The sequence below is a fragment of the Arthrobacter sp. Ms25 genome, from assembly GCF_059090365.1.
Map to the genome: position 1 here is coordinate 227,995 of NZ_JBNHFP010000003.1, position 18,042 is coordinate 246,036.

Annotated in this window: 17 protein-coding genes; 15 read left to right on the top strand and 2 right to left on the bottom strand. The window is 65.8% G+C overall.

Annotated elements, in window-relative coordinates:
• Positions 1-79: 79 nt before the first annotated feature.
• On the bottom strand, positions 80-1,165 hold the full coding sequence (locus AC5RT8_RS09230; RefSeq protein ID WP_494095409.1) for an inositol-3-phosphate synthase: 1,086 nt from the start codon (positions 1,163-1,165) through the stop codon (positions 80-82).
• A 172-nt stretch (positions 1,166-1,337) separates the two neighbouring features.
• On the opposite strand from AC5RT8_RS09230, the gene AC5RT8_RS09235 reads away from it, so the two are divergent.
• The 4 genes from AC5RT8_RS09235 (at position 1,338) to AC5RT8_RS09250 (ending at position 6,672) form a co-directional block, all read left to right on the top strand.
• Positions 1,338-2,798, top strand: a complete 1,461-nt coding sequence (locus tag AC5RT8_RS09235; protein ID WP_494095410.1) for a glycosyltransferase family 87 protein — start codon at positions 1,338-1,340, stop codon at positions 2,796-2,798.
• Positions 2,795-3,886 carry a lipid II:glycine glycyltransferase FemX gene (locus AC5RT8_RS09240; protein ID WP_494095411.1) on the top strand — a complete coding sequence of 364 codons (1,092 nt, stop codon included), beginning with the start codon at positions 2,795-2,797 and terminating at the stop codon, positions 3,884-3,886. The genes AC5RT8_RS09235 and AC5RT8_RS09240 overlap by 4 nt, the downstream gene beginning before the upstream one ends.
• Positions 3,886-5,337, top strand: coding sequence for a phytoene desaturase family protein (locus AC5RT8_RS09245; protein ID WP_494095412.1), 1,452 nt, complete (start codon positions 3,886-3,888; stop codon positions 5,335-5,337). Before AC5RT8_RS09240 ends, AC5RT8_RS09245 begins: the two co-directional genes overlap by 1 nt.
• Positions 5,338-5,496: 159 nt before the next feature.
• Complete coding sequence (locus AC5RT8_RS09250; protein WP_494095413.1) at positions 5,497-6,672, top strand: hypothetical protein; 1,176 nt, start codon at positions 5,497-5,499, stop codon at positions 6,670-6,672.
• A gap of 137 nt (positions 6,673-6,809) precedes the next feature.
• On the opposite strand, the gene AC5RT8_RS09255 is transcribed toward AC5RT8_RS09250, so the two are convergent.
• Entirely contained in the window at positions 6,810-7,130 is a 321-nt protein-coding gene (locus AC5RT8_RS09255) for a putative quinol monooxygenase (protein ID WP_494095414.1), read from the bottom strand.
• Between the two features lie 102 nt (positions 7,131-7,232).
• Between AC5RT8_RS09255 and AC5RT8_RS09260 the strand changes: the two genes are divergently transcribed.
• The 11 genes from AC5RT8_RS09260 (at position 7,233) to rpsR (ending at position 18,039) form a co-directional block, all read left to right on the top strand.
• Positions 7,233-8,915 carry an ABC-F family ATP-binding cassette domain-containing protein gene (locus tag AC5RT8_RS09260; RefSeq protein WP_494095415.1) on the top strand — a complete coding sequence of 561 codons (1,683 nt, stop codon included), beginning with the start codon at positions 7,233-7,235 and terminating at the stop codon, positions 8,913-8,915.
• A gap of 14 nt (positions 8,916-8,929) precedes the next feature.
• Positions 8,930-10,165 (top strand): MFS transporter, encoded by a 1,236-nt coding sequence (locus AC5RT8_RS09265; RefSeq protein WP_494095416.1) that lies wholly within the window; start codon positions 8,930-8,932, stop codon positions 10,163-10,165.
• 64 nt (positions 10,166-10,229) lie between these two features.
• Positions 10,230-11,234, top strand: a complete 1,005-nt coding sequence (locus AC5RT8_RS09270) for an ATP-binding cassette domain-containing protein (protein WP_494095417.1) — start codon at positions 10,230-10,232, stop codon at positions 11,232-11,234.
• On the top strand, positions 11,231-12,073 hold the full coding sequence (locus AC5RT8_RS09275; RefSeq protein WP_494095418.1) for an ABC transporter permease: 843 nt from the start codon (positions 11,231-11,233) through the stop codon (positions 12,071-12,073). The genes AC5RT8_RS09270 and AC5RT8_RS09275 overlap by 4 nt, the downstream gene beginning before the upstream one ends.
• Before the next feature lie 23 nt (positions 12,074-12,096).
• Positions 12,097-13,029, top strand: coding sequence for an ABC transporter ATP-binding protein (locus AC5RT8_RS09280; RefSeq protein WP_494095419.1), 933 nt, complete (start codon positions 12,097-12,099; stop codon positions 13,027-13,029).
• A gap of 113 nt (positions 13,030-13,142) precedes the next feature.
• Complete coding sequence (locus AC5RT8_RS09285; RefSeq protein ID WP_494095420.1) at positions 13,143-14,096, top strand: ABC transporter ATP-binding protein; 954 nt, start codon at positions 13,143-13,145, stop codon at positions 14,094-14,096.
• 2 nt (positions 14,097-14,098) lie between these two features.
• Entirely contained in the window at positions 14,099-15,055 is a 957-nt protein-coding gene (locus tag AC5RT8_RS09290; protein WP_494095421.1) for an ABC transporter permease, read from the top strand.
• A gap of 166 nt (positions 15,056-15,221) precedes the next feature.
• Positions 15,222-16,502 carry a M18 family aminopeptidase gene (locus AC5RT8_RS09295; RefSeq protein WP_494095422.1) on the top strand — a complete coding sequence of 427 codons (1,281 nt, stop codon included), beginning with the start codon at positions 15,222-15,224 and terminating at the stop codon, positions 16,500-16,502.
• A gap of 204 nt (positions 16,503-16,706) precedes the next feature.
• Entirely contained in the window at positions 16,707-17,057 is a 351-nt protein-coding gene (gene rpsF, locus AC5RT8_RS09300; protein ID WP_227920298.1) for a 30S ribosomal protein S6, read from the top strand.
• A 35-nt stretch (positions 17,058-17,092) separates the two neighbouring features.
• Complete coding sequence (locus tag AC5RT8_RS09305; RefSeq protein WP_494095423.1) at positions 17,093-17,650, top strand: single-stranded DNA-binding protein; 558 nt, start codon at positions 17,093-17,095, stop codon at positions 17,648-17,650.
• A gap of 149 nt (positions 17,651-17,799) precedes the next feature.
• Positions 17,800-18,039, top strand: coding sequence for a 30S ribosomal protein S18 (gene rpsR / locus AC5RT8_RS09310; RefSeq protein WP_007269381.1), 240 nt, complete (start codon positions 17,800-17,802; stop codon positions 18,037-18,039).
• The last annotated feature ends 3 nt before the right edge of the window (positions 18,040-18,042 follow it).

The window sequence follows — 18,042 nt, forward strand, 5'->3', positions numbered from 1 at the left end:
GAGGCCGGGCGGTGCCCGGGGAAGGCAAGGCCCCGGCGCCGGATGTTCCGGGGCCGGGGCCTGATACTGCCGGGGGGACTTAGCGTTCCACCTCGCCGCGGATGAACTGCTCCACCTTTTCCTTGGCAATGTCGTCGTTGTACTGCTCCGGCGGAGACTTCATGAAGTAGCTCGAAGCCGAGAGGATGGGGCCGCCGACGCCGCGGTCCAGGGCGATCTTGGCGGCACGCACGGCATCGATGATGACACCGGCGGAGTTGGGGGAGTCCCACACCTCCAGCTTGTACTCCAGGGACACCGGGGCGTCGCCGAAGTTGCGGCCCTCCAGCCGGACGAAGGCCCACTTGCGGTCATCGAGCCAGGCAACGTAGTCCGACGGGCCGATGTGGACGTCGTCGGCCTTCAGCTCGGCGGATGTATTGGAGGTGACCGCCTGGGTCTTGGAGATTTTCTTGGATTCCAGGCGCTCGCGCTCGAGCATGTTCTTGAAGTCCATGTTGCCGCCGACGTTCAGCTGGTAGGTGCGGTCCAGGATGACGCCGCGGTCCTCGAACAGCTTCGCCATGACGCGGTGCGTGATGGTGGCGCCGATCTGGCTCTTGATGTCGTCGCCGACAATCGGCACACCGGCCGCAGTGAACTTGTCAGCCCACTCCTTGGTGCCGGCAATGAAGACGGGCAGCGCATTCACGAAGGCAACGCCGGCGTCGATGGCGCACTGGGCGTAGAACTTGGCTGCCTGTTCCGAGCCGACCGGCAGGTAGCAGACCAAGACGTCAACGGCGTTGTCCTTCAGGGCGGCGACGATGTCCACCGGCGAGGCATCCGATTCGGTAATGGTTTCCCGGTAATACTTGCCCAGCCCATCGAGGGTGTGGCCGCGCTGGACCGTGACGCCGGTCTGCGGAACGTCGGCGATCTTGATGGTGTTGTTCTCGCTCGCGCCGATGGCATCGGCCAGATCGAGGCCGACCTTCTTGCTGTCGACGTCGAAAGCGGCCACGAACTGCACGTCATTGACGTGGTAGTCGCCGAACTTGACGTGCATCAGGCCAGGGACGGTTTCGCTGGGGTCGGCGTTGCGGTAGTACTGGACGCCCTGCACCAGCGAAGCTGCGCAGTTTCCAACACCGACAATGGCCACCCGAATGGGGTTCTCGGACACGGTTCTCCTTTGAAGAAAATGTTGAGCGCCCGCCGCGGGCGCAGGCAACCCCCACAGTCTACGTGCTTGGCATCACAGCGTCGGATTGGACCCGGATTCCGGGGTGAAAATGCTGCGGTCCCCGGGAACGGTCCGCCGCGGCTTACCGGGTCTCCTGGTGGATACTGGACCCATGCAGCCCAATCCCCGGCGCGGTCCGCAGCGCATTGTGGTGCCCTCCCGCAACGATCCCTTCCTGCGGAAGTTCACGGAAGGCATCGGCGGCCCGCTTGGCCGCCACGCCGCTCCGGGGATTGTTTCCCCGGGGTTTTTTACCGTGGAACGGGTGCTGATCCTGATGACCACGGTTTCCGCACTGCTGGCTGTCCTGGTCAAAACGCCCTGCCGGGCGGGCGGCTGGGGCACTCAGGAACAGTTTTATTCCGCGTGCTATTCGGACTGGCCGGAGCTCTTCCGTACCCGGGGACTGGGGGAGGGCGCCTTTCCGTTCCTCACGGAGGGGACCTTCTTCGAGTATCCGGTCCTGCTGGGACTCCTGGCCGGGGCCGCCGCCCTGGTGGTGCCAGGGGAGGGAGGCACGGCCCTGAGGTCCCTGCAGTACTTCGATGTCAACGCCGTCCTGGCCACGGCGGCGTGGATTGTGACGGTGATTGCCACTATGCGCATGTCCGGCCGCCGGCCCTGGGACGCCGCAATGGTGGCAGTAGCCCCGGCGGCGATCCTGTCCATGTTCATCAACTGGGACATCTTCGCCGTGATGCTTGCCACCCTGGGCATGCTGGCCTTCGCCCGGAACCGCCCGGTGGCGGCCGGTGTGCTGATCGGGCTGGGGACCGCATTGAAGCTCTACCCGGTGCTGATCCTCGGCGCCGTGCTGGTGCTCGCGCTGCGGACAATGCGCCTGCGTCCGGCGGTGCTGGCCTTCTCTGCCACGGCTGGCACCTGGCTGGCGGTCAACCTTCCGTTTATGCTCCGGGACTTTGAGTCCTGGCGGTTCTTCCTGTCCTTCACGGCGGACCGTCCGGCAGGCTACTCCTCCGTGTGGTTCGCGTGGAACCTGACCGTGGAACGAGCCGGGGGAACCGGCGTCGGCGCGGAGTTCATCAATGTGGTGGCATACCTGCTTTTCGCGCTGGCATGCGTCGGCATTGCCGTGTTGGCGCTGCGGTCCGGGCGCCGGCCGCGCCTGGCGCAGCTGGTTTTCCTGATTGTCGCCGCGTTCATCCTCACCAACAAGGTCTATTCGCCGCAGTTTGTCCTCTGGCTCATTCCGCTGGCCGCCCTGGCCCGGCCGAGGTGGCTGGACTTCCTGATCTGGCAGTTCTTCGAGGTCATGCACTGGTGGGCCATCTGGCTCTACCTCGCGAAGGAAACGTCCGGCGGCGCCCCGCAGAACAACCTGGATTCGCCCTACTACGTGCTGGCTGTCCTGGGCCATGTCCTCGCCACCGTCTACCTGATGTACCGGGTGGTTTCCGACATCCTGGAGCCCGACGGCGATCCGGTGCGCCGCGGCGGGGTCGATGATCCGCAGGGCGGACCCTTCGACGGCGCCCCCGACCGCTGGGTCCTGCGGCGGAGAAGGCCGGTATCCTTGGAAACGCATGCGGCCCCGGCGAAAGAAGCACAGTGACCCCCGTTCCATACCGTTCCGAGCAGCTCAGCCACGAGGAGTTCGAGGCGCTCGCCGCCGCGCACCCCGATGTGGTGATCCCGCTGGAGCAGACTCCATACTGGGCGGACTTTGAGCGGAAGCTGGGCCGCAGCCCGTACGGCATCTGGGCCTACTACGACGGACCTACCCTGGTCGCCACGGCGAGCTACCTCCGGTCGGAACGACGGCTGCGTCCGTCGCTGGTAGTGGTCAACGGCCCCACCTGGTTCACCAAACGCACCCACAACGCCGAAGCCCGGCTGGTCTCCACGGTGCAGGAACAGTTCCGGGCCGACCCCGCCGTGGACCCGCTGTACATCCGCATGCAGATCGCGAACCCGCAGCCGCCCGTCACCGGACCGCTGGAGCACGGCTGGTATGAACGGGAAATCGTGGTCGACCTGACCCCGGACACGGATGAAATCTTCGCGTCCTTCCGTTCCAACGCGCGGAACCTGATCCGCAAGGCCGAGAAGCTGGGCGTCAAGGTCCAGACCATCGAGCGGAGCCGCTGGGCCGAGGTGTTCCGCACGGAGCTTTTCCCGATCATGGAGGAAACGGCGTCGCGGGACGGTTTTTCCAGCTTCGAGTCCGGCTTCTACGAAACCCTGCTCACCGAACTCGGGGACCATCTGCGCCTCATGGTGGCCTACATGGACGGACAGCCCGTGTCCTGGCTGATCACCACCGAGTACCGCGGCTACTCCGTCTACTACTTTGCGGCCAGTTCACACAGCGCCCGCAAGACCAACGCACCCTATCTGTTGCTCTGGGAGGCGTTCAAGGTCCTCAAGGAGGCAGGCAACACCGCGTGCGGCCTCACCGGCATCGTCAGCGACAACTATCCGAGCCTGATTAATGTCACCACGTTCAAGCGGAACTTCTCCAAGACCGTAGTGACCATTCCCACCACCTATGACATTCCGCTGCATCCGCTCCGGTACTCTCTGGTGGCAAACGCCCTGAAACTTCGGCGGCAGGCACCCGGGATGATCCGCAGCCTCCCGGCCTCCGCCAAGGGGATGGCGGGCCGGATCACCGGCCGGAAGGGTGAAGAGGCAGCTTAATGAGCGATGTCAGTGTGGTCGGCTCCGGTCCCAACGGGCTCGCGGCGGCGGTCATCATGGCCCGGGCCGGCCTCTCGGTCCGTGTGTTCGAAACCGAGTCCACGGTAGGCGGCGGCAGCCGCACCAAGGAACTGATGGAACCCGGCCACCTGCACGACATCTGCTCCGCAGTGCACCCCATGGCCCTTGCCTCTCCGTTCTTCCGCAGCTTCGGACTGGACCGGCGCATCGAACTGGTGGTTCCGGAAGTCTCATACGCCTCACCGCTCGACGGCGGACGCGCAGCACTGGCGTATCGGGACCTGGACCGGACCGTGGACGGGCTGGGGCGCGACGGAGCTGCCTACCGGCGCCTGATGGAACCGCTGGTGAAGAGCAGCGAGGCTGTCACCGAACTGCTGATGGGCTCCCTCCTGAGTGTTCCCAGGGATCCGATTGCGCTTGCCTGCTTCGGGCTTGCCGCGCTGGACCAGGGCACACCCCTGTGGAACCGCCGGTTCGTGGAAGATGCCGCCCCCGCCCTGCTCTCCGGTGTCGCTGCGCACCCCGTCGGCAAAATGCCCTCGCTGCCCTCTGCAGGAGGCGGACTGATGCTCGGAACCCTGGCCCACTCCGTGGGCTGGCCCATCCCGGTGGGCGGTTCGCAGGCCATAGCCGACGCGATGGCCGAGGACCTGCGGGCGCACGGAGGGGAAATCTCCACCGGGCACCGGATCACGTCCCTGGACGAGGTGGCCGACTCCCGGGCCGTCATCCTGGACGTCTCCCCGTCGGTACTGCTGGAGCTGGCCGGGGACCGGCTGCCGCCGCGCTACGCCAAGGCACTGGAACGCTTCCGCTACGGGAACGCCGCGTGCAAGGTGGACTTCATCCTCTCCGGTCCGGTGCCCTGGTCCAACCCGGAGATGGCGCGTACGGGAACCGCCCACCTGGGCGGCACCCGGGCCGAACTGGCTGAGGCAGAGGAAGACGTCGCTTCCGGACGGCATCCGCGCCGGCCCTATGTGCTGTTGTCCCAACCCAGCGGCTTCGACCCCACCCGGGCCCCTGAAGGCCGCCACGTCCTCTGGTCCTACTGCCACGTGCCCGCCGGATCCACGGTGGACATGACCGAGGCAGTCACCGCACAGATCGAGCGTTTTGCCCCCGGTTTCCGCGACGTCATTGTCGAGTCGCAGGTGACCACGGCCGCGGACCTGGCCCGGTACAACGCCAACTACGTGGGCGGAGACTTCGGTGGCGGGGCCGTGACGCTGACCCAGATGCTGATCCGCCCGGTCCTGTCGCCGAAGCCCTGGCGTACCGCGGTTCCCGGCGTCTACCTCAGCTCCGCCTCCACCCCGCCCGGACCCGGAGTGCACGGGATGGGCGGCCTGCACGCCGCACGGCTCGCCCTGAAGGACGTGTTCGGGCTGCCGGTACCCGCACTGGCCCCCGGGGGAAACGGGTAGGGAGACCCTGCGCGCCTGCTTCTGCAGGCACGGCGGAACCGGGAGCCGGGCGGTTTCCTCCGATTGTGACCGACCTCGCAAAACCTTGTATGTTATCGGGTACCGGAACCGCCGCCGGGAACGTGACCCGGGGGGAACAAGTCATGGGGGGACAGACACATGGATAGCCACGGCCCAAAATCTGACGCGCAGGGATACCAAGGGGCCCAGCCGCCGCCCGGCGCCCCCGCCCCGGAGCAGTCGCCCTACGCGGTGCCGCCGGAAGCCGGCTTTCACCGCCCGCCGCCCGCACCCGCGCCGAAGAAGCCGAACCCGAAGCTGCGCAAGCGCCTGATCATCGCCGGCAGCGTTGTCGGCGGGTTGTTGGTGCTCCTGGTCGTCGGCGGGTTCTTCATGTACAACCACCTCAGCGAGAAGTACAACCCGAAACTGCAGGTTGAGGCGTACCTCCAGGCGGTAGTCGACGGCGACGTCGAAGGCGCCATGGACATGGTCGCGGCCTACGACGAAGAAAACGGCTACTACTCGGCTCAGGATTTCTCCCTGATGACCAACGAGATCTACTCAAAGGCCACCAACCGGATCAGCGGATTCGAAATAACCGACGTGGAAGCCTCCGGCATTTTCGCCGAAGTGACCGCGGACGTAAAACAGGGGGAGGAGACCACCTCCGTGACCTTTGACCTGACGTCGGCGGGGGATGCGGCGCTCTTTTTCGAAAAGTGGGAGCTGACCTCACCGCTGCAGGAGTCGGAAATCGCGTATCGGGTGGACGGCGACAGCACGGAACTGGCCGTGAACGGCGTCGCTATTGAAGGGTTCGATGAATCCAAGTATTTCTCGGTCTACCCGGGCGACTACACCTTCAACACCCCCAAGGGCACCAAGTACGTCGGTTACAGCGGTGAAGAGAAGGTGAGTGTGGGTGTGGGCGACCCGGAGGAAATGCCGGAGATGCTGGAAGTCAGCTACCGGCCCGAACTCACGGACGCCGCCCGCGAGGAAATCAAGGCCCAGACCAAGGAGCACCTCGCAACCTGCATGAAGTCCACGGAACTGCAGCCCCGGGGATGCCCCAACAAGGCGGACGGCGAAGACCCCAATAATTTCCGCAACATCAAGTGGACCATGACCAAGGAACCCACGTACGAGTCCATTGAAGGCGACCCGGCCTATCCGTTCCCGCTCCAGGCGAAGGACGGACAGTTCACCCTGGAAGCCGAAATGAAGCAGGGCAACGAGTGGGGCACGCAGAAGGGAACCGTTGAGCTCTACTCGATGCCGGCCATGGTCGACATCCAGGGAGACAAGATCAACATCACGTTCGGCGACTAGCAGCAGGCAACCGCCGCACGCCGGCGGGCGGCCGGTCATGGGGAACCGACTGGGGTTTCCCATGACCGGGCACTGCCCGAAGCGGCCGCCGGGACCACCCGGGAGCACCGGCCGGGCCTGCTGCCCCTAAAGCGGGCCTACTCGACGGTAAGCTCGCCCATCCGCGACCACTCTTCGCCGTCAATGACGGTGTTGATGATCTTCGGGGTCTCCACCAGGGCCGGGACCATGTCCTTCATGGCCTGCTGGAAGTGCGCGCTGGTCACATGCGCCTCGGCGGCATCGTCCTTGAACGCCTCCACCAGGACAAATTCATTCGGGTTCTCCAGGCTGCGCGACCAGTCAAACCAGAGGTTCCCGGGCTCGGCGCGGGTGGCCGCCGTGAAACCGGCCGTGAGTTCGGGCCAGCGCTCGGTCCACTCCGGCTTGACGAGGAACTTGACGGTAATAAAGATCATTTCGGTCCTGCTTTCGCTAGTTTTCGGGGGTTTTCATCGTATGCCCGGCAGAGCGCACCCGGCGACCGGAGAGGCAGGCACCGGAAATGGCAGGATGGATACGTGGCGCACCTCGACATATCCAACATTGACTACTTCCTCTCCGACGGCCGGCAGCTGCTCAACGGCGTCAGCTTCAAGGTCGGCGACGGGCACAAAACCGCGCTGATCGGACCCAACGGCACCGGCAAAACGACTCTGCTGCGCATCATCGCCGGCGACCTGCTGCCGGACGAAGGCACGGTCTCGCGCTCCGGGAACATGGGGATCATGCGCCAGTTCGTCGGACAGGTCCGGGATGACAGCACCGTCCGTGACCTGCTCGTCTCCGCCGCTCCTCCGGCGCTCGCCGCCGCGGCCCGCGAGGTGGATGCGGCGGAGCTGGCGATGATGGAGCACGACGACGAGCCCACCCAGATGCGCTACGCCACCGCCATCACCGAATGGGGCGACGTCGGCGGCTACGAACAGGAAACCGTCTGGGACGAGGTGACCATGGCCGCGCTGGGGCTGCCCTTCGACCGGGCGCAGCACCGCAGGGCCGCAACACTTTCCGGCGGCGAGCAGAAGCGGCTGGTCCTGGAAGCACTCTTCGCCGGACCCGACGAGCTCCTGCTCCTGGATGAACCGGACAACTACCTGGACGTGCCCGGAAAGCGCTGGCTCGAGGGAAAGCTTGCCGCCTCCAAGAAGTCGGTGCTGTTCGTCAGCCACGACCGGGAGCTGCTGGACAACGCGGCCACCCGCATCGTGACGCTGGAACCGGGCATTAACGGTGCCTCCGCCTGGATCCACGGCGGTGCCTTCGGCAGTTACGTGAAAGCGCGCGAGGACCGCAACGCCCGGTTCGAGGAACTTCGCCGGCGCTGGGACGAGGAGCATCTCAAGCTCAAGGAACTCGTCAACATGTACAAGAACAAGGCCGCGTTCCGCTCCGACATGGCCAACCGCTACCACGCAGCCCAGACCCGGCTGGCCAAGTTCCTGGAAGCCGGACCGCCCGAAGCCCTTCCCGTTGAGCAGAACGTGAAGATGCGGCTGCGCGGCGGCCGCACGGCGAAGCGCGCCGTCGTCGCCCAGAAGCTGGAACTGACCGGTTTGATGAAGCCGTTCAGCACCGAGATCTGGTTCGGGGACCGGGTAGGCGTGCTCGGCTCCAACGGCTCCGGAAAATCCCACTTCCTGCGCCTGCTGGCGCTGGGCGGCAGCGACCCGGACAAAGAACACGAGCCGGTCTCGGAAGTCGAGATCGCCCCGGTGCCGCACGCCGGCTCGGTGAAGCTGGGTGCCCGCATCCGGCCGGGCTTCTTCGCCCAGACCATGATGCGCCCGGACCTGGCCGACCGGACCCTGCTGGACATCCTGCACCGCGGCGACGAACACCGGTCAGGATTGGGCCGCGAAGCCGCCGCCGGGGCCCTGGACCGCTACGGCCTGGCCTCGTCTTCCGAGCAGAAGTTCGAGTCGCTCTCCGGCGGGCAGCAGGCACGGATGCAGATCCTGCTCCTGGAGCTTTCCGGTGCGACCCTGCTCCTGCTGGACGAACCCACGGACAACCTGGACCTGCACTCGGCCGAGGCACTCGAGAAGGCCATCGACGCCTTCGAGGGGACGGTCCTGGCGGTCACCCACGACCGCTGGTTTGCCCGCAGCTTCGACCGGTTCCTGGTGTTCGGCTCCGACGGCAGGGTCTATGAATCCGAGACACCGGTCTGGGACGAGCAACGAGTTGACCGCGCGCGATAAGGGAAAATAACAGCGTGAACGAAAACAGTGCACAGTCCATCAAAGGTGCCGCCGTTGACCGCGAAGCAGCCCTGAGGAAAGCACTCATAGCCGTCTTCACGGTCTTCGGCCTCAACGGGCTGGTGTTCGCCAGCTGGGCGGCCCGCATTCCGGCCGCCGCCCAGGATCTGGGCATCGGCGCCGCAGGCGTCGGCCTGCTCCTGCTGTTCTCCGCCATCGGATCCGTTGCGGCGCTGCCGCTGGCCGGTTCGGTGGCGCAGAAGATCGGCACCGCGGGCACCGTCCGGGCCGGCGGCGTCACATCGGCGGCGGCAGCACTGGCAATAGCGGCGGGTCTGCATATCGGGTCGATTCCGCTGACCGCCGCCGGCCTGCTCGTGTTCGGCGTCGGTATCGCCGGCTGGGACGTCGCCATGAACCTGGAGGGCGCCGACGTCGAACGCCGGCTGAACCGGAACATCATGCCGAGGTTCCACGGGGCCTTCAGCGCCGGCTCCTTTACCGGCGCCCTGATCGGCGCCGGCCTTTCCGCCGCCGGGGTTTCGCTGTCCCTGCACCTGCTGGCGATCCTGACCGTGGTGTGCGTAGTGGTGCTGATCGTGCCGCGGAACTTCCTGCAGCTTCCCCATCCGGCCCCTGCAGCCGCTGCCGGTGAAACACCGGCAAAGCCCTCCCGGTTCGGTGCCTGGCGGGAAGGACGTACGCTCCTGATCGGCGTCGTCGTCCTGGGCGCAGCACTGACTGAAGGCGCAGCCAATGACTGGGTGGCCAAGGCAACAGTGGACGGCCTGGGCACCAGCGAGTCCACCGGCGCTGTGATGTTCGCCGTCTTCGTAGCGGCCATGACCCTCACCCGCTGGTTCGGCGCCCGGCTGATCGACCGGATGGGCCGCGTGCCGGCCCTGCGGGTGTGCATGAGCGCCTCCCTTGCCGGATTGCTGCTCTTCGTGTTCGCCCCCAACCTCGTGCTCGCCGCCGTGGGTGCCGTGCTGTGGGGCATCGGCGCGGCCTTGGGTTTCCCGATGGGCATGTCGGCCGCCGGGGAAGATCCGGTCCATGCGGCGGGCCGGGTGTCGGTGGTATCCACGATCGGCTACATGGCCTTCTTCGTCGGCCCGCCGGTGCTTGGTTTCCTCGGCGAGCACTGGGGCATCCGCAACGCCCTGCTGGTGGTGGGCGCGGCCATGCTGGTGTCCATTGCTTTTGCCCCGGCTGCCGCCGAGCAGAAGGCCAAGCCCGAATCCGTTTAGGCTGCGGACCGATCCTGTCCGCATAACGCGGGCACGGAAGCTTCCCGGGACCTACCCTCGACGCATGTCCTTTTCGCCAGACACCGCGCCGCTGATTTCCGCCGAGGGGCTGACCAAGGTCTACTCCTCCAAATCGGGACCTGTCCATGCCCTGGACGGGCTCGATATTGCCGTCCCCGAAGGAACCGTTACCGCACTGCTTGGCCCCAACGGGGCCGGGAAAACCACCGCCGTCAAGGTCCTCACCACCCTGATCCGCCCCGACGCCGGTTCTGCCGTCATTGACGGCATTGACGTTGCCGCCGATCCCAAGGCGGTGCGCCGCGTCATCGGTGTGTCCGGCCAGTACTCGGCCGTGGACGAGAACCTCACCGGACTGGAAAACCTGGACATGGTGGGACACCTTTACCATCTGCCCGGCCGCCGTGCGCGGGAAAGAGCGGTCGAGCTGCTCGACATGTTCGAACTCACCGACGCCGGCAACAGGCCGGTCAAGGGCTATTCCGGCGGCATGCGCCGCCGGCTGGACCTCGCCGGTGCCTTGGTCAACCAGCCACGCGTGCTGTTCCTTGACGAACCGACCACCGGGCTGGATCCACGGTCCCGGATTGCGCTCTGGGGGGTCATCACCGATCTCGTGGCCCGGGGCACCACGCTGCTGCTGACCACCCAGTACCTGGAGGAGGCAGACCAGCTGGCAGACAAGGTTGCCGTGATCGACGGGGGGAAGGTCATCGCGGAGGGAACCTCTGATGACCTGAAGGCCCGGATCGGCGGACACCGGGTGGCCGTTGCGCTGGTTCACCAAAGCGATGCAGACGAGGCCCTGTCCATCCTGGGCCGGCACGGATCGGGCGAACCGCACGTTTCAGGGGACGGCCGCGCGCTCGAGGTCGCCGTCGTCGACGGCCCTGCCGCGCTCCAGCGCGTCCTGTCCGAGCTGGAGGCGGGCAGCATCGAACTGCACGACGCCGGCATCCGCCGCCCCACCCTGGATGACGTTTTCCTCCAGCTCACCGGGCGCCCGGCGGAAGAGGAAACGGCAGAGAAAGAGGAGGCGAACCGATGAGCGCCGCAGTGTCAGCAACCGGGCTCCGGACGGGCGCACCCAGCCTTCCCGCCCGCTGGGCGCAGGACGGGTGGACAGTCACCAAACGGAACCTGATCAAGATCAAGCGGTCACCGGACATGATCATTTTCGCCGTGCTGCAGCCGATCATGTTCGTCCTGTTGTTCAGCCAGGTGTACGGGGGGTCCATTGCTGTCGCCGGCACCGACTACACCCAGTTCCTGATGGCCGGCATCTTTGCGCAGACCGTGGTCTTCGGATCCACGTTCTCGGGCTCGGCCATGGCGCAGGACCTGAAAGAGGGAATCATCGACCGGTTCCGGACCCTGCCGATGAGCCCATCGGCGGTACTGATCGGCCGGACCAACGCCGACCTGGCACTCAACGGGATTTCCATGCTCATCATGATGGGCACCGGCCTGCTGGTGGGCTGGCGGGTGGACAGCACCCCCGGCCGGTTCGTGGCCGCCATTGGCCTGCTGCTGCTGTTCTCCTACGCCTTCAGCTGGGTCATGGCCCTGCTGGGTATGTCGGTGCGCTCGCCGGAGACCATCAACAACGCATCCTTCATGATCCTGTTTCCCATCACCTTCATTTCCAATGCGTTTGTCCAAAGTTCCACCCTCCCGGGCCCGCTCGAGGCTTTTGCAGACTGGAATCCGGTCTCGGCGCTGGTCCAGGCCGTCCGCGAGCTGTTCGGCAACCTGGGCAGCACTCCCGTGCCGGAGACCTGGCCCATGCAGAACGCCGTTGCCACGGTGCTGATCGGCTCGGCTGTGATGCTCGTGGTCTTTGTTCCCCTGGCGGTACGCAAGTTTGAATCCATCAGTTCCCGGTAGCAGCAGCGAAACGAGGATCCACCATGATCGAGGCCCGGAACCTCGCCAAGGTCTTCGGCGGCAAGACGGCTGTGGACGCGGTCAGCTTCGACGTCCAGCCCGGGAAGGTCACCGGGTTCCTTGGCCCCAACGGGGCCGGCAAGTCCACCACCATGCGCATGATCATGGGCCTGGACCACCCCACGGGTGGAAGCGTGGTGGTCAACGGGTTGCCGTATGCCGCCCACAAGGCGCCGCTGCGGGAGGTGGGTGCGCTGCTGGAGGCCAGGGCGGTCCACCCTCGACGGACGGCGTACAACCACCTCCGGGCGCTCGCCGCCACTCACGGGATCCCCAAGACCCGCATCCAGGAAGTCGTCGAGCTGACCGGCCTCGGCCCGGTGGCGAAAAAGCGCGTGGGCAGTTTTTCCATGGGCATGGGCCAGCGGCTCGGCATCGCCGCAGCCCTGCTGGGGGATCCCCGGACCCTCATCTTCGACGAGCCGGTCAACGGTCTGGACCCGGAGGGCGTGCAGTGGGTCCGCCATCTGGCCAGGGGCCTGGCGGCGGAGGGCCGCACGGTTTTCATCTCCTCCCATCTGATGAGCGAGATGGCGGTTACCGCCGACCATTTGATCGTGATCGGCCGGGGCAGGATCCTGGCAGACGCGCCCATGGCCCAGGTCCTCGCCGGCAGCGGACGGGACCGCACCCTGGTGCGCGCGGACGACGTCGACGCCTTGGCAACAGCAATCGGCACCCAGGGAGTGGAAGTGCGCCGCCCTGCTCCGGGCCAGCTCGAAGTCCTCGGGCTGTCTGCCCGCGGCATCGCCGAGGCCGCGCTCTCGCGGCGGATCCTTGTCACGGAACTGACACCGCAGCAGGCATCGCTGGAAGACGCGTACATGGACCTGACCCGGGGTGAGGCCGAATACCGGTCCGGAGGCATCGACCAAGCCGGTCCGGGAAACCCCTAGTCATCCCTAAGGGGGACCCCTGATTCATCCCTTGGACCGGTCACGTCCGGGGGCGGGCCGCCTATGGTGGAGGTAGCCCCCCAAGCTTTTGCTTCCCAACGTGAGGATCACCCATGATCGAGGCATCCGGCCTCTCCAAGCGATACGGCGAAAAAACCGCTGTCGACAACGTTTCCTTCACCGTCCAGCCCGGCAAGGTCACCGGCTTCCTCGGCCCGAACGGTGCCGGGAAATCCACCACCATGCGCATGATCGTGGGGTTGGATACTCCTACCTCCGGACGAGTGCTGGTGAACGGCAAGCCGTATGCCCGGCACCAGGCCCCGCTCCGCGAGGTCGGTGCGCTGCTCGATGCGAAGGCCGTGCACACCAAGCGCAGCGCCTACAACCACCTGCGTGCCATGGCGGCCACCCACGGCATCTCCACTGCCCGGGTGAATGAGGTGATTGACCTCACGGGGCTGGCCCCCGTCGCTCGGAAACGGGTGGGCGGCTTCTCCCTCGGCATGGGACAGCGGCTGGGCATTGCCGTTGCACTGCTGGGAGATCCGCATACCGTCATCCTGGACGAACCGGTCAACGGGCTGGACCCGGAGGGTGTCCTCTGGGTCCGGCATATGGCCCGGGGACTTGCCGCGGAAGGCCGCACCGTTTTCCTTTCCTCGCACCTGATGAGCGAAATGGCACAGACGGCGGACCACCTGATAGTGATCGGCCGCGGCCAGATCATTGCCGACGCGCCGATCGACGACATCATTGCCGGTTCGAACGCGGTCCGCGTCCTTGTCCGGACCGACAGCCCCCGCGAACTGCTGCAGGCATTGACCGGCCCGGAAGTCACCGGCGTCGAAAAGGAAAACGGGCTGCTGGAAATCACCGGCGTGGAACCGCGCAGGATCGCCGAGACGGCGTTGGACCGCCGGATACTGGTCTACGAATTGACGCCCCTGCAGGTGTCCCTCGAGGACGCCTACATGGAGCTGACCCGGGATGACGTGGAATACCGGTCCCACGACCGGACGCAGGAGCTTGCCGCTGCGGGAACCGTATCCGGGAAGGGGAAATAACCATGAGCACCGTTACGACATCCAAGAACCCCGCAGCCTCGCAGCCGACGGGCCCCTCCGGTCCCGGAGTCACCTTCTTCCGTGTCCTGAAATCGGAATGGATCAAGATCACGACGGTCCCTTCCACCGTGATCCTCCTGGCCATCACCGTCCTGGTGATGGTGGGGCTTTCTGCCCTGGCAGCCTGGGGCACCGCCCAGATCGTCAATGAATTCGGCGGCGGAACCAGCACCAGCAGTCCGGCAGCAGCGGGCGAAAGCGCTCCGGCCGTCCCCGACGACGCCGCGACCGCACCTGCCGTTCCCGACGACGCCGCGGCACCGCAGGGCCCGCCGCCGGCCGACAGCCTGGTCCGGGACATCCCGTCAAGCGGGCTCTTCTTCGGCCAACTGCTGATCGCGTCCCTGGCCGTGGTGCTCATTGCCTCCGAATGGGGCACCGGAATGATCCGGTCCACGTTTAGCGCCGTTCCGAAGCGGACACCGGCGCTGCTGGCAAAGAACCTGCTCATTGCCCTGATTTCCTTCGTGGTTGGTGCCGGTGCAGCCTTCATTTCCTTCCTGGTGGCCCAGCCGATCCTGGGCAGCGCGGACCTCAGCCTGTCCCTGGACGATGACGGAGTGCTTGCCAGCATCCTCAACACCGGAACGTGCCTTGCGCTTATCGCCGTATTCGCGATGGCCATCGGCACGTTGCTGCGCAACACCGCCGGGGGAGTGGTGACGGCCATCGGCATCATCTTCGTCCTGCCGCTGGTCGTGGCCATCGTGGAGAACCTGGCGGACTGGATCCCCGATGCCGCACGGTTCCTGCCGAGCAACGCGGGAACCCAGCTGGTCGCGGCCGGTCCCATCAGCGAAGGGGACCTCACCCAGCTGCAGGGCGGCCTGGTCCTCGCCGCGTGGGCTGCGGTACTGCTGATCACCTCCCTGATCGTCACCAAGAAACGGGACGTATAGGTCACCATGCTTCGGTGGGGGCGGCGCGGAAGAACGGCCGTTTCCGCCTCCACCGGATTCCACCAACAGCTCCTCCACAGCCCCGGCGCGTGCCGCGCCGGGGTTCTTTTACGCCCGGGACGGGCGGCGGTTACGCCGGGGCCGGGCCCTCTGGTTGAATCAGAGCATGTCTGACGCATTGGCCCACGTAAATGACCTCGGCGCGTTTGTCAGCGCCTCCCCCTCCAGCTTCCACGCTGCACGAGAAGGCGCACGCCGCCTCACTGAAGCAGGGTTCACCGAAGTATTCGAGACCGGAGACTTCCCCCGCTCGGCGGGAAAATTCTTTGTCGTGCGCGACGGCGCGTTAATTGCCTGGGTCACTCCCGAGGCGGCAGGCCCCGCCACCGGTTTCTCGATCCTGGGGACGCACACCGATTCCCCGTCCTTCAAGCTCAAGCCGCGGCCCACCACCGGCCGGTTTGGTTGGCTGCAGGCCGGCGTCGAGGTGTACGGCGGGCCGTTGCTGAACTCCTGGCTGGACCGGGAGCTGCAGCTTGCCGGACGCATGGTCACCCTGGACGGCGAGGAGCGGCTGGTGCAGACCGGCCCGCTGCTGCGCTTCCCGCAGCTGGCCATCCACCTCGACCGGGCCGTGAACGAGGGACTGAAACTGGACAAGCAGCAGCACATGAATCCGGTGTGGGGGCTGGGGGACCCTTCCACCTCCGACCTGCTGGAGCTGTTGGCTGCAAAAGCCGGCCTGGCACCGGAGGACATCGGCGGCTACGACATTGTCGCTGCCGATACCCAGGCACCGCAGGTCTTTGGAGCCGAAGGAGAGTTCTTCGCCTCGGGCCGGCTGGACAACCTTTCCTCCGTCCACGCCGGCATCGTTGCCCTCATTGCGGCAGACGTCGCGCCTGATGCACCGGTTGCCGTGCTTGCAGCCTTCGACCATGAAGAGGTCGGCAGCGGCAGCCGTTCGGGTGCCGCCGGGCCGTTCCTCGAAGACGTCCTGACCCGGATCAGCGACGGACTGGGCGCCACCACAGCGGACCGGGCACGGTCCCTGGCCGCCTCCTTCTGCATTTCCGCGGACGTGGGCCACGCTGTCCACCCCAACTACGCCGAGCGCCACGATCCCGCCAACCACCCGGTACTCAACGGCGGGCCGCTGCTGAAGATCAACGCCAACCAGCGCTACACCACCGATGCGCCGGGCATGGCCCGCTGGGCGGCCCTCTGTGCCGCAGCAGACGTGCCCTATCAGGAATTCGTCTCCCACAACTCCGTTCCCTGCGGGTCCACGATCGGACCCCTGACCGCCACCAGGCTCGGAATCCGCACGGTGGACGTTGGGATTCCCGTCCTCTCCATGCACTCGGCCCGGGAAATGGCCGGTGTCCAGGATCCCCTGCGCCTGGCCACCGTAGCCCAGCGGTTCTTCGCTGCCGGGGCGGCCTGACGGGGTAGCGCGCCGGGTGCAGATCCCGGCGTGCCAATCCCGGTCCGGGAAATCGGATAGGATAAGAAAGTCTGTGCTGTCGGCTTCGGTCGGCAGATTCCTCCCCTGCTGCGGATCAGCCGCTGCCGAGGGGGAGACAACGCAAAAGAACCTCCTGTTACGGAAATGCCGTGACCGTATAGCCCAAAGGAGGTGGGTTCACAAATGCGTGCTTATGAACTGATGGTAATCATCGACCCCGAGGTCGAAGAGCGTACCGTCGAGCCTTCGCTCGACAAGTTCCTCAATGTTGTCCGCAACGATGGCGGAACCATCGACAAGGTAGACATCTGGGGCCGTCGTCGACTGGCCTACGAAATCCAGAAGAAGACTGAAGGCATCTACGCGGTGGTTAACTTCACCGGTACGCCTGCAGCAGCAGCCGAGCTTGATCGCCAGCTGAGCCTTAATGAGACCATCATGCGCACCAAGATCATCCGCCCGGAAGAGCAGAAGATCTCGAAGAAGGATGCCAAGAAGGCCGCTAAGGACGCTGCAAAGGTTTCCGCAGAATAATTTCCGGCAACCCGTACTGATATCAGGAGGCTTTCATGGCAGGCGAGACAACAATCACCGTCGTCGGTAACCTAACCAACGACCCGGAACTGCGGTTCACTCCGTCCGGTTCGGCAGTGGCGAACTTCACCATTGCTTCGACCCCGCGGACCTTCGACCGTCAGTCCAACGAGTGGAAGGACGGCGAAACGCTGTTCCTCCGTGCGTCTGTCTGGCGTGAAGCTGCTGAAAACGTCGCCGAGTCCCTCACCAAGGGAACCCGCGTAGTTTGCCAGGGCCGCCTGAAGTCGCGTTCGTACGAAACCAAAGAGGGCGAAAAGCGCACTGTGATGGAGCTTGAGGTCGACGAAATCGGCCCCTCGCTGCGTTATGCCTCTGCCAAGGTCACCCGCACCCAGCGCTCCGGCGGTGGCGGCGGCGGCTTCGGCGGCAACAGCGGCGGCGGCTTCGGCGGCAACTCCAACTCCGGTTGGGGCGGCGGCCAGCAGCAGGCGCAGTCCGCACCGGCTGACGATCCCTGGGGAGCGCCTGCGGGCGGCAACAACTCCGGTGGATGGGGCAGCGGTCCGGATTCGAACGATCCGCCCTTCTAAACCGCTTCATCCGAAGCGCGGCTACCCCCATCCGGGAGCAGCGGCACTTCACCCGGCGTCTTCGGACGCCATCCTCAGACGGCAACCGCCGTCGAGCCCATCCCGTGGAAATGTATCCACGGGCTCCACTAGACATAAGGAGCTCCACGATGGCTAAGGCTGAACTTCGCAAGCCCAAACCAAAGTCCAATCCCTTGAAGGCCGCTGACATCACCGTCATCGACTACAAGGACGTAGCATTGCTGCGCAAGTTCATTTCCGACCGCGGAAAGATCCGCGCCCGTCGCGTAACTGGCGTGTCCGTGCAGGAACAGCGCAAGATCGCCCAGGCAATCAAGAATGCCCGCGAAGTTGCTCTCCTGCCTTACTCCGGCGCTGGCCGCGGCTAAAGG

Coding starts and splice junctions, on each gene's coding strand:
- AC5RT8_RS09235 (WP_494095410.1), top strand. CDS start 1,338: ATGCAGCCCAATCCCCGGCGCGGTCCGCAGCGCATTGTGGTGCCCTCC.
- AC5RT8_RS09245 (WP_494095412.1), top strand. CDS start 3,886: ATGAGCGATGTCAGTGTGGTCGGCTCCGGTCCCAACGGGCTCGCGGCG.
- AC5RT8_RS09250 (WP_494095413.1), top strand. CDS start 5,497: ATGGATAGCCACGGCCCAAAATCTGACGCGCAGGGATACCAAGGGGCC.
- AC5RT8_RS09255 (WP_494095414.1), bottom strand. CDS start 7,130: ATGATCTTTATTACCGTCAAGTTCCTCGTCAAGCCGGAGTGGACCGAG.
- AC5RT8_RS09270 (WP_494095417.1), top strand. CDS start 10,230: ATGTCCTTTTCGCCAGACACCGCGCCGCTGATTTCCGCCGAGGGGCTG.
- AC5RT8_RS09275 (WP_494095418.1), top strand. CDS start 11,231: ATGAGCGCCGCAGTGTCAGCAACCGGGCTCCGGACGGGCGCACCCAGC.
- AC5RT8_RS09280 (WP_494095419.1), top strand. CDS start 12,097: ATGATCGAGGCCCGGAACCTCGCCAAGGTCTTCGGCGGCAAGACGGCT.
- AC5RT8_RS09285 (WP_494095420.1), top strand. CDS start 13,143: ATGATCGAGGCATCCGGCCTCTCCAAGCGATACGGCGAAAAAACCGCT.
- AC5RT8_RS09290 (WP_494095421.1), top strand. CDS start 14,099: ATGAGCACCGTTACGACATCCAAGAACCCCGCAGCCTCGCAGCCGACG.
- AC5RT8_RS09295 (WP_494095422.1), top strand. CDS start 15,222: ATGTCTGACGCATTGGCCCACGTAAATGACCTCGGCGCGTTTGTCAGC.
- rpsF (WP_227920298.1), top strand. CDS start 16,707: ATGCGTGCTTATGAACTGATGGTAATCATCGACCCCGAGGTCGAAGAG.
- AC5RT8_RS09305 (WP_494095423.1), top strand. CDS start 17,093: ATGGCAGGCGAGACAACAATCACCGTCGTCGGTAACCTAACCAACGAC.
- rpsR (WP_007269381.1), top strand. CDS start 17,800: ATGGCTAAGGCTGAACTTCGCAAGCCCAAACCAAAGTCCAATCCCTTG.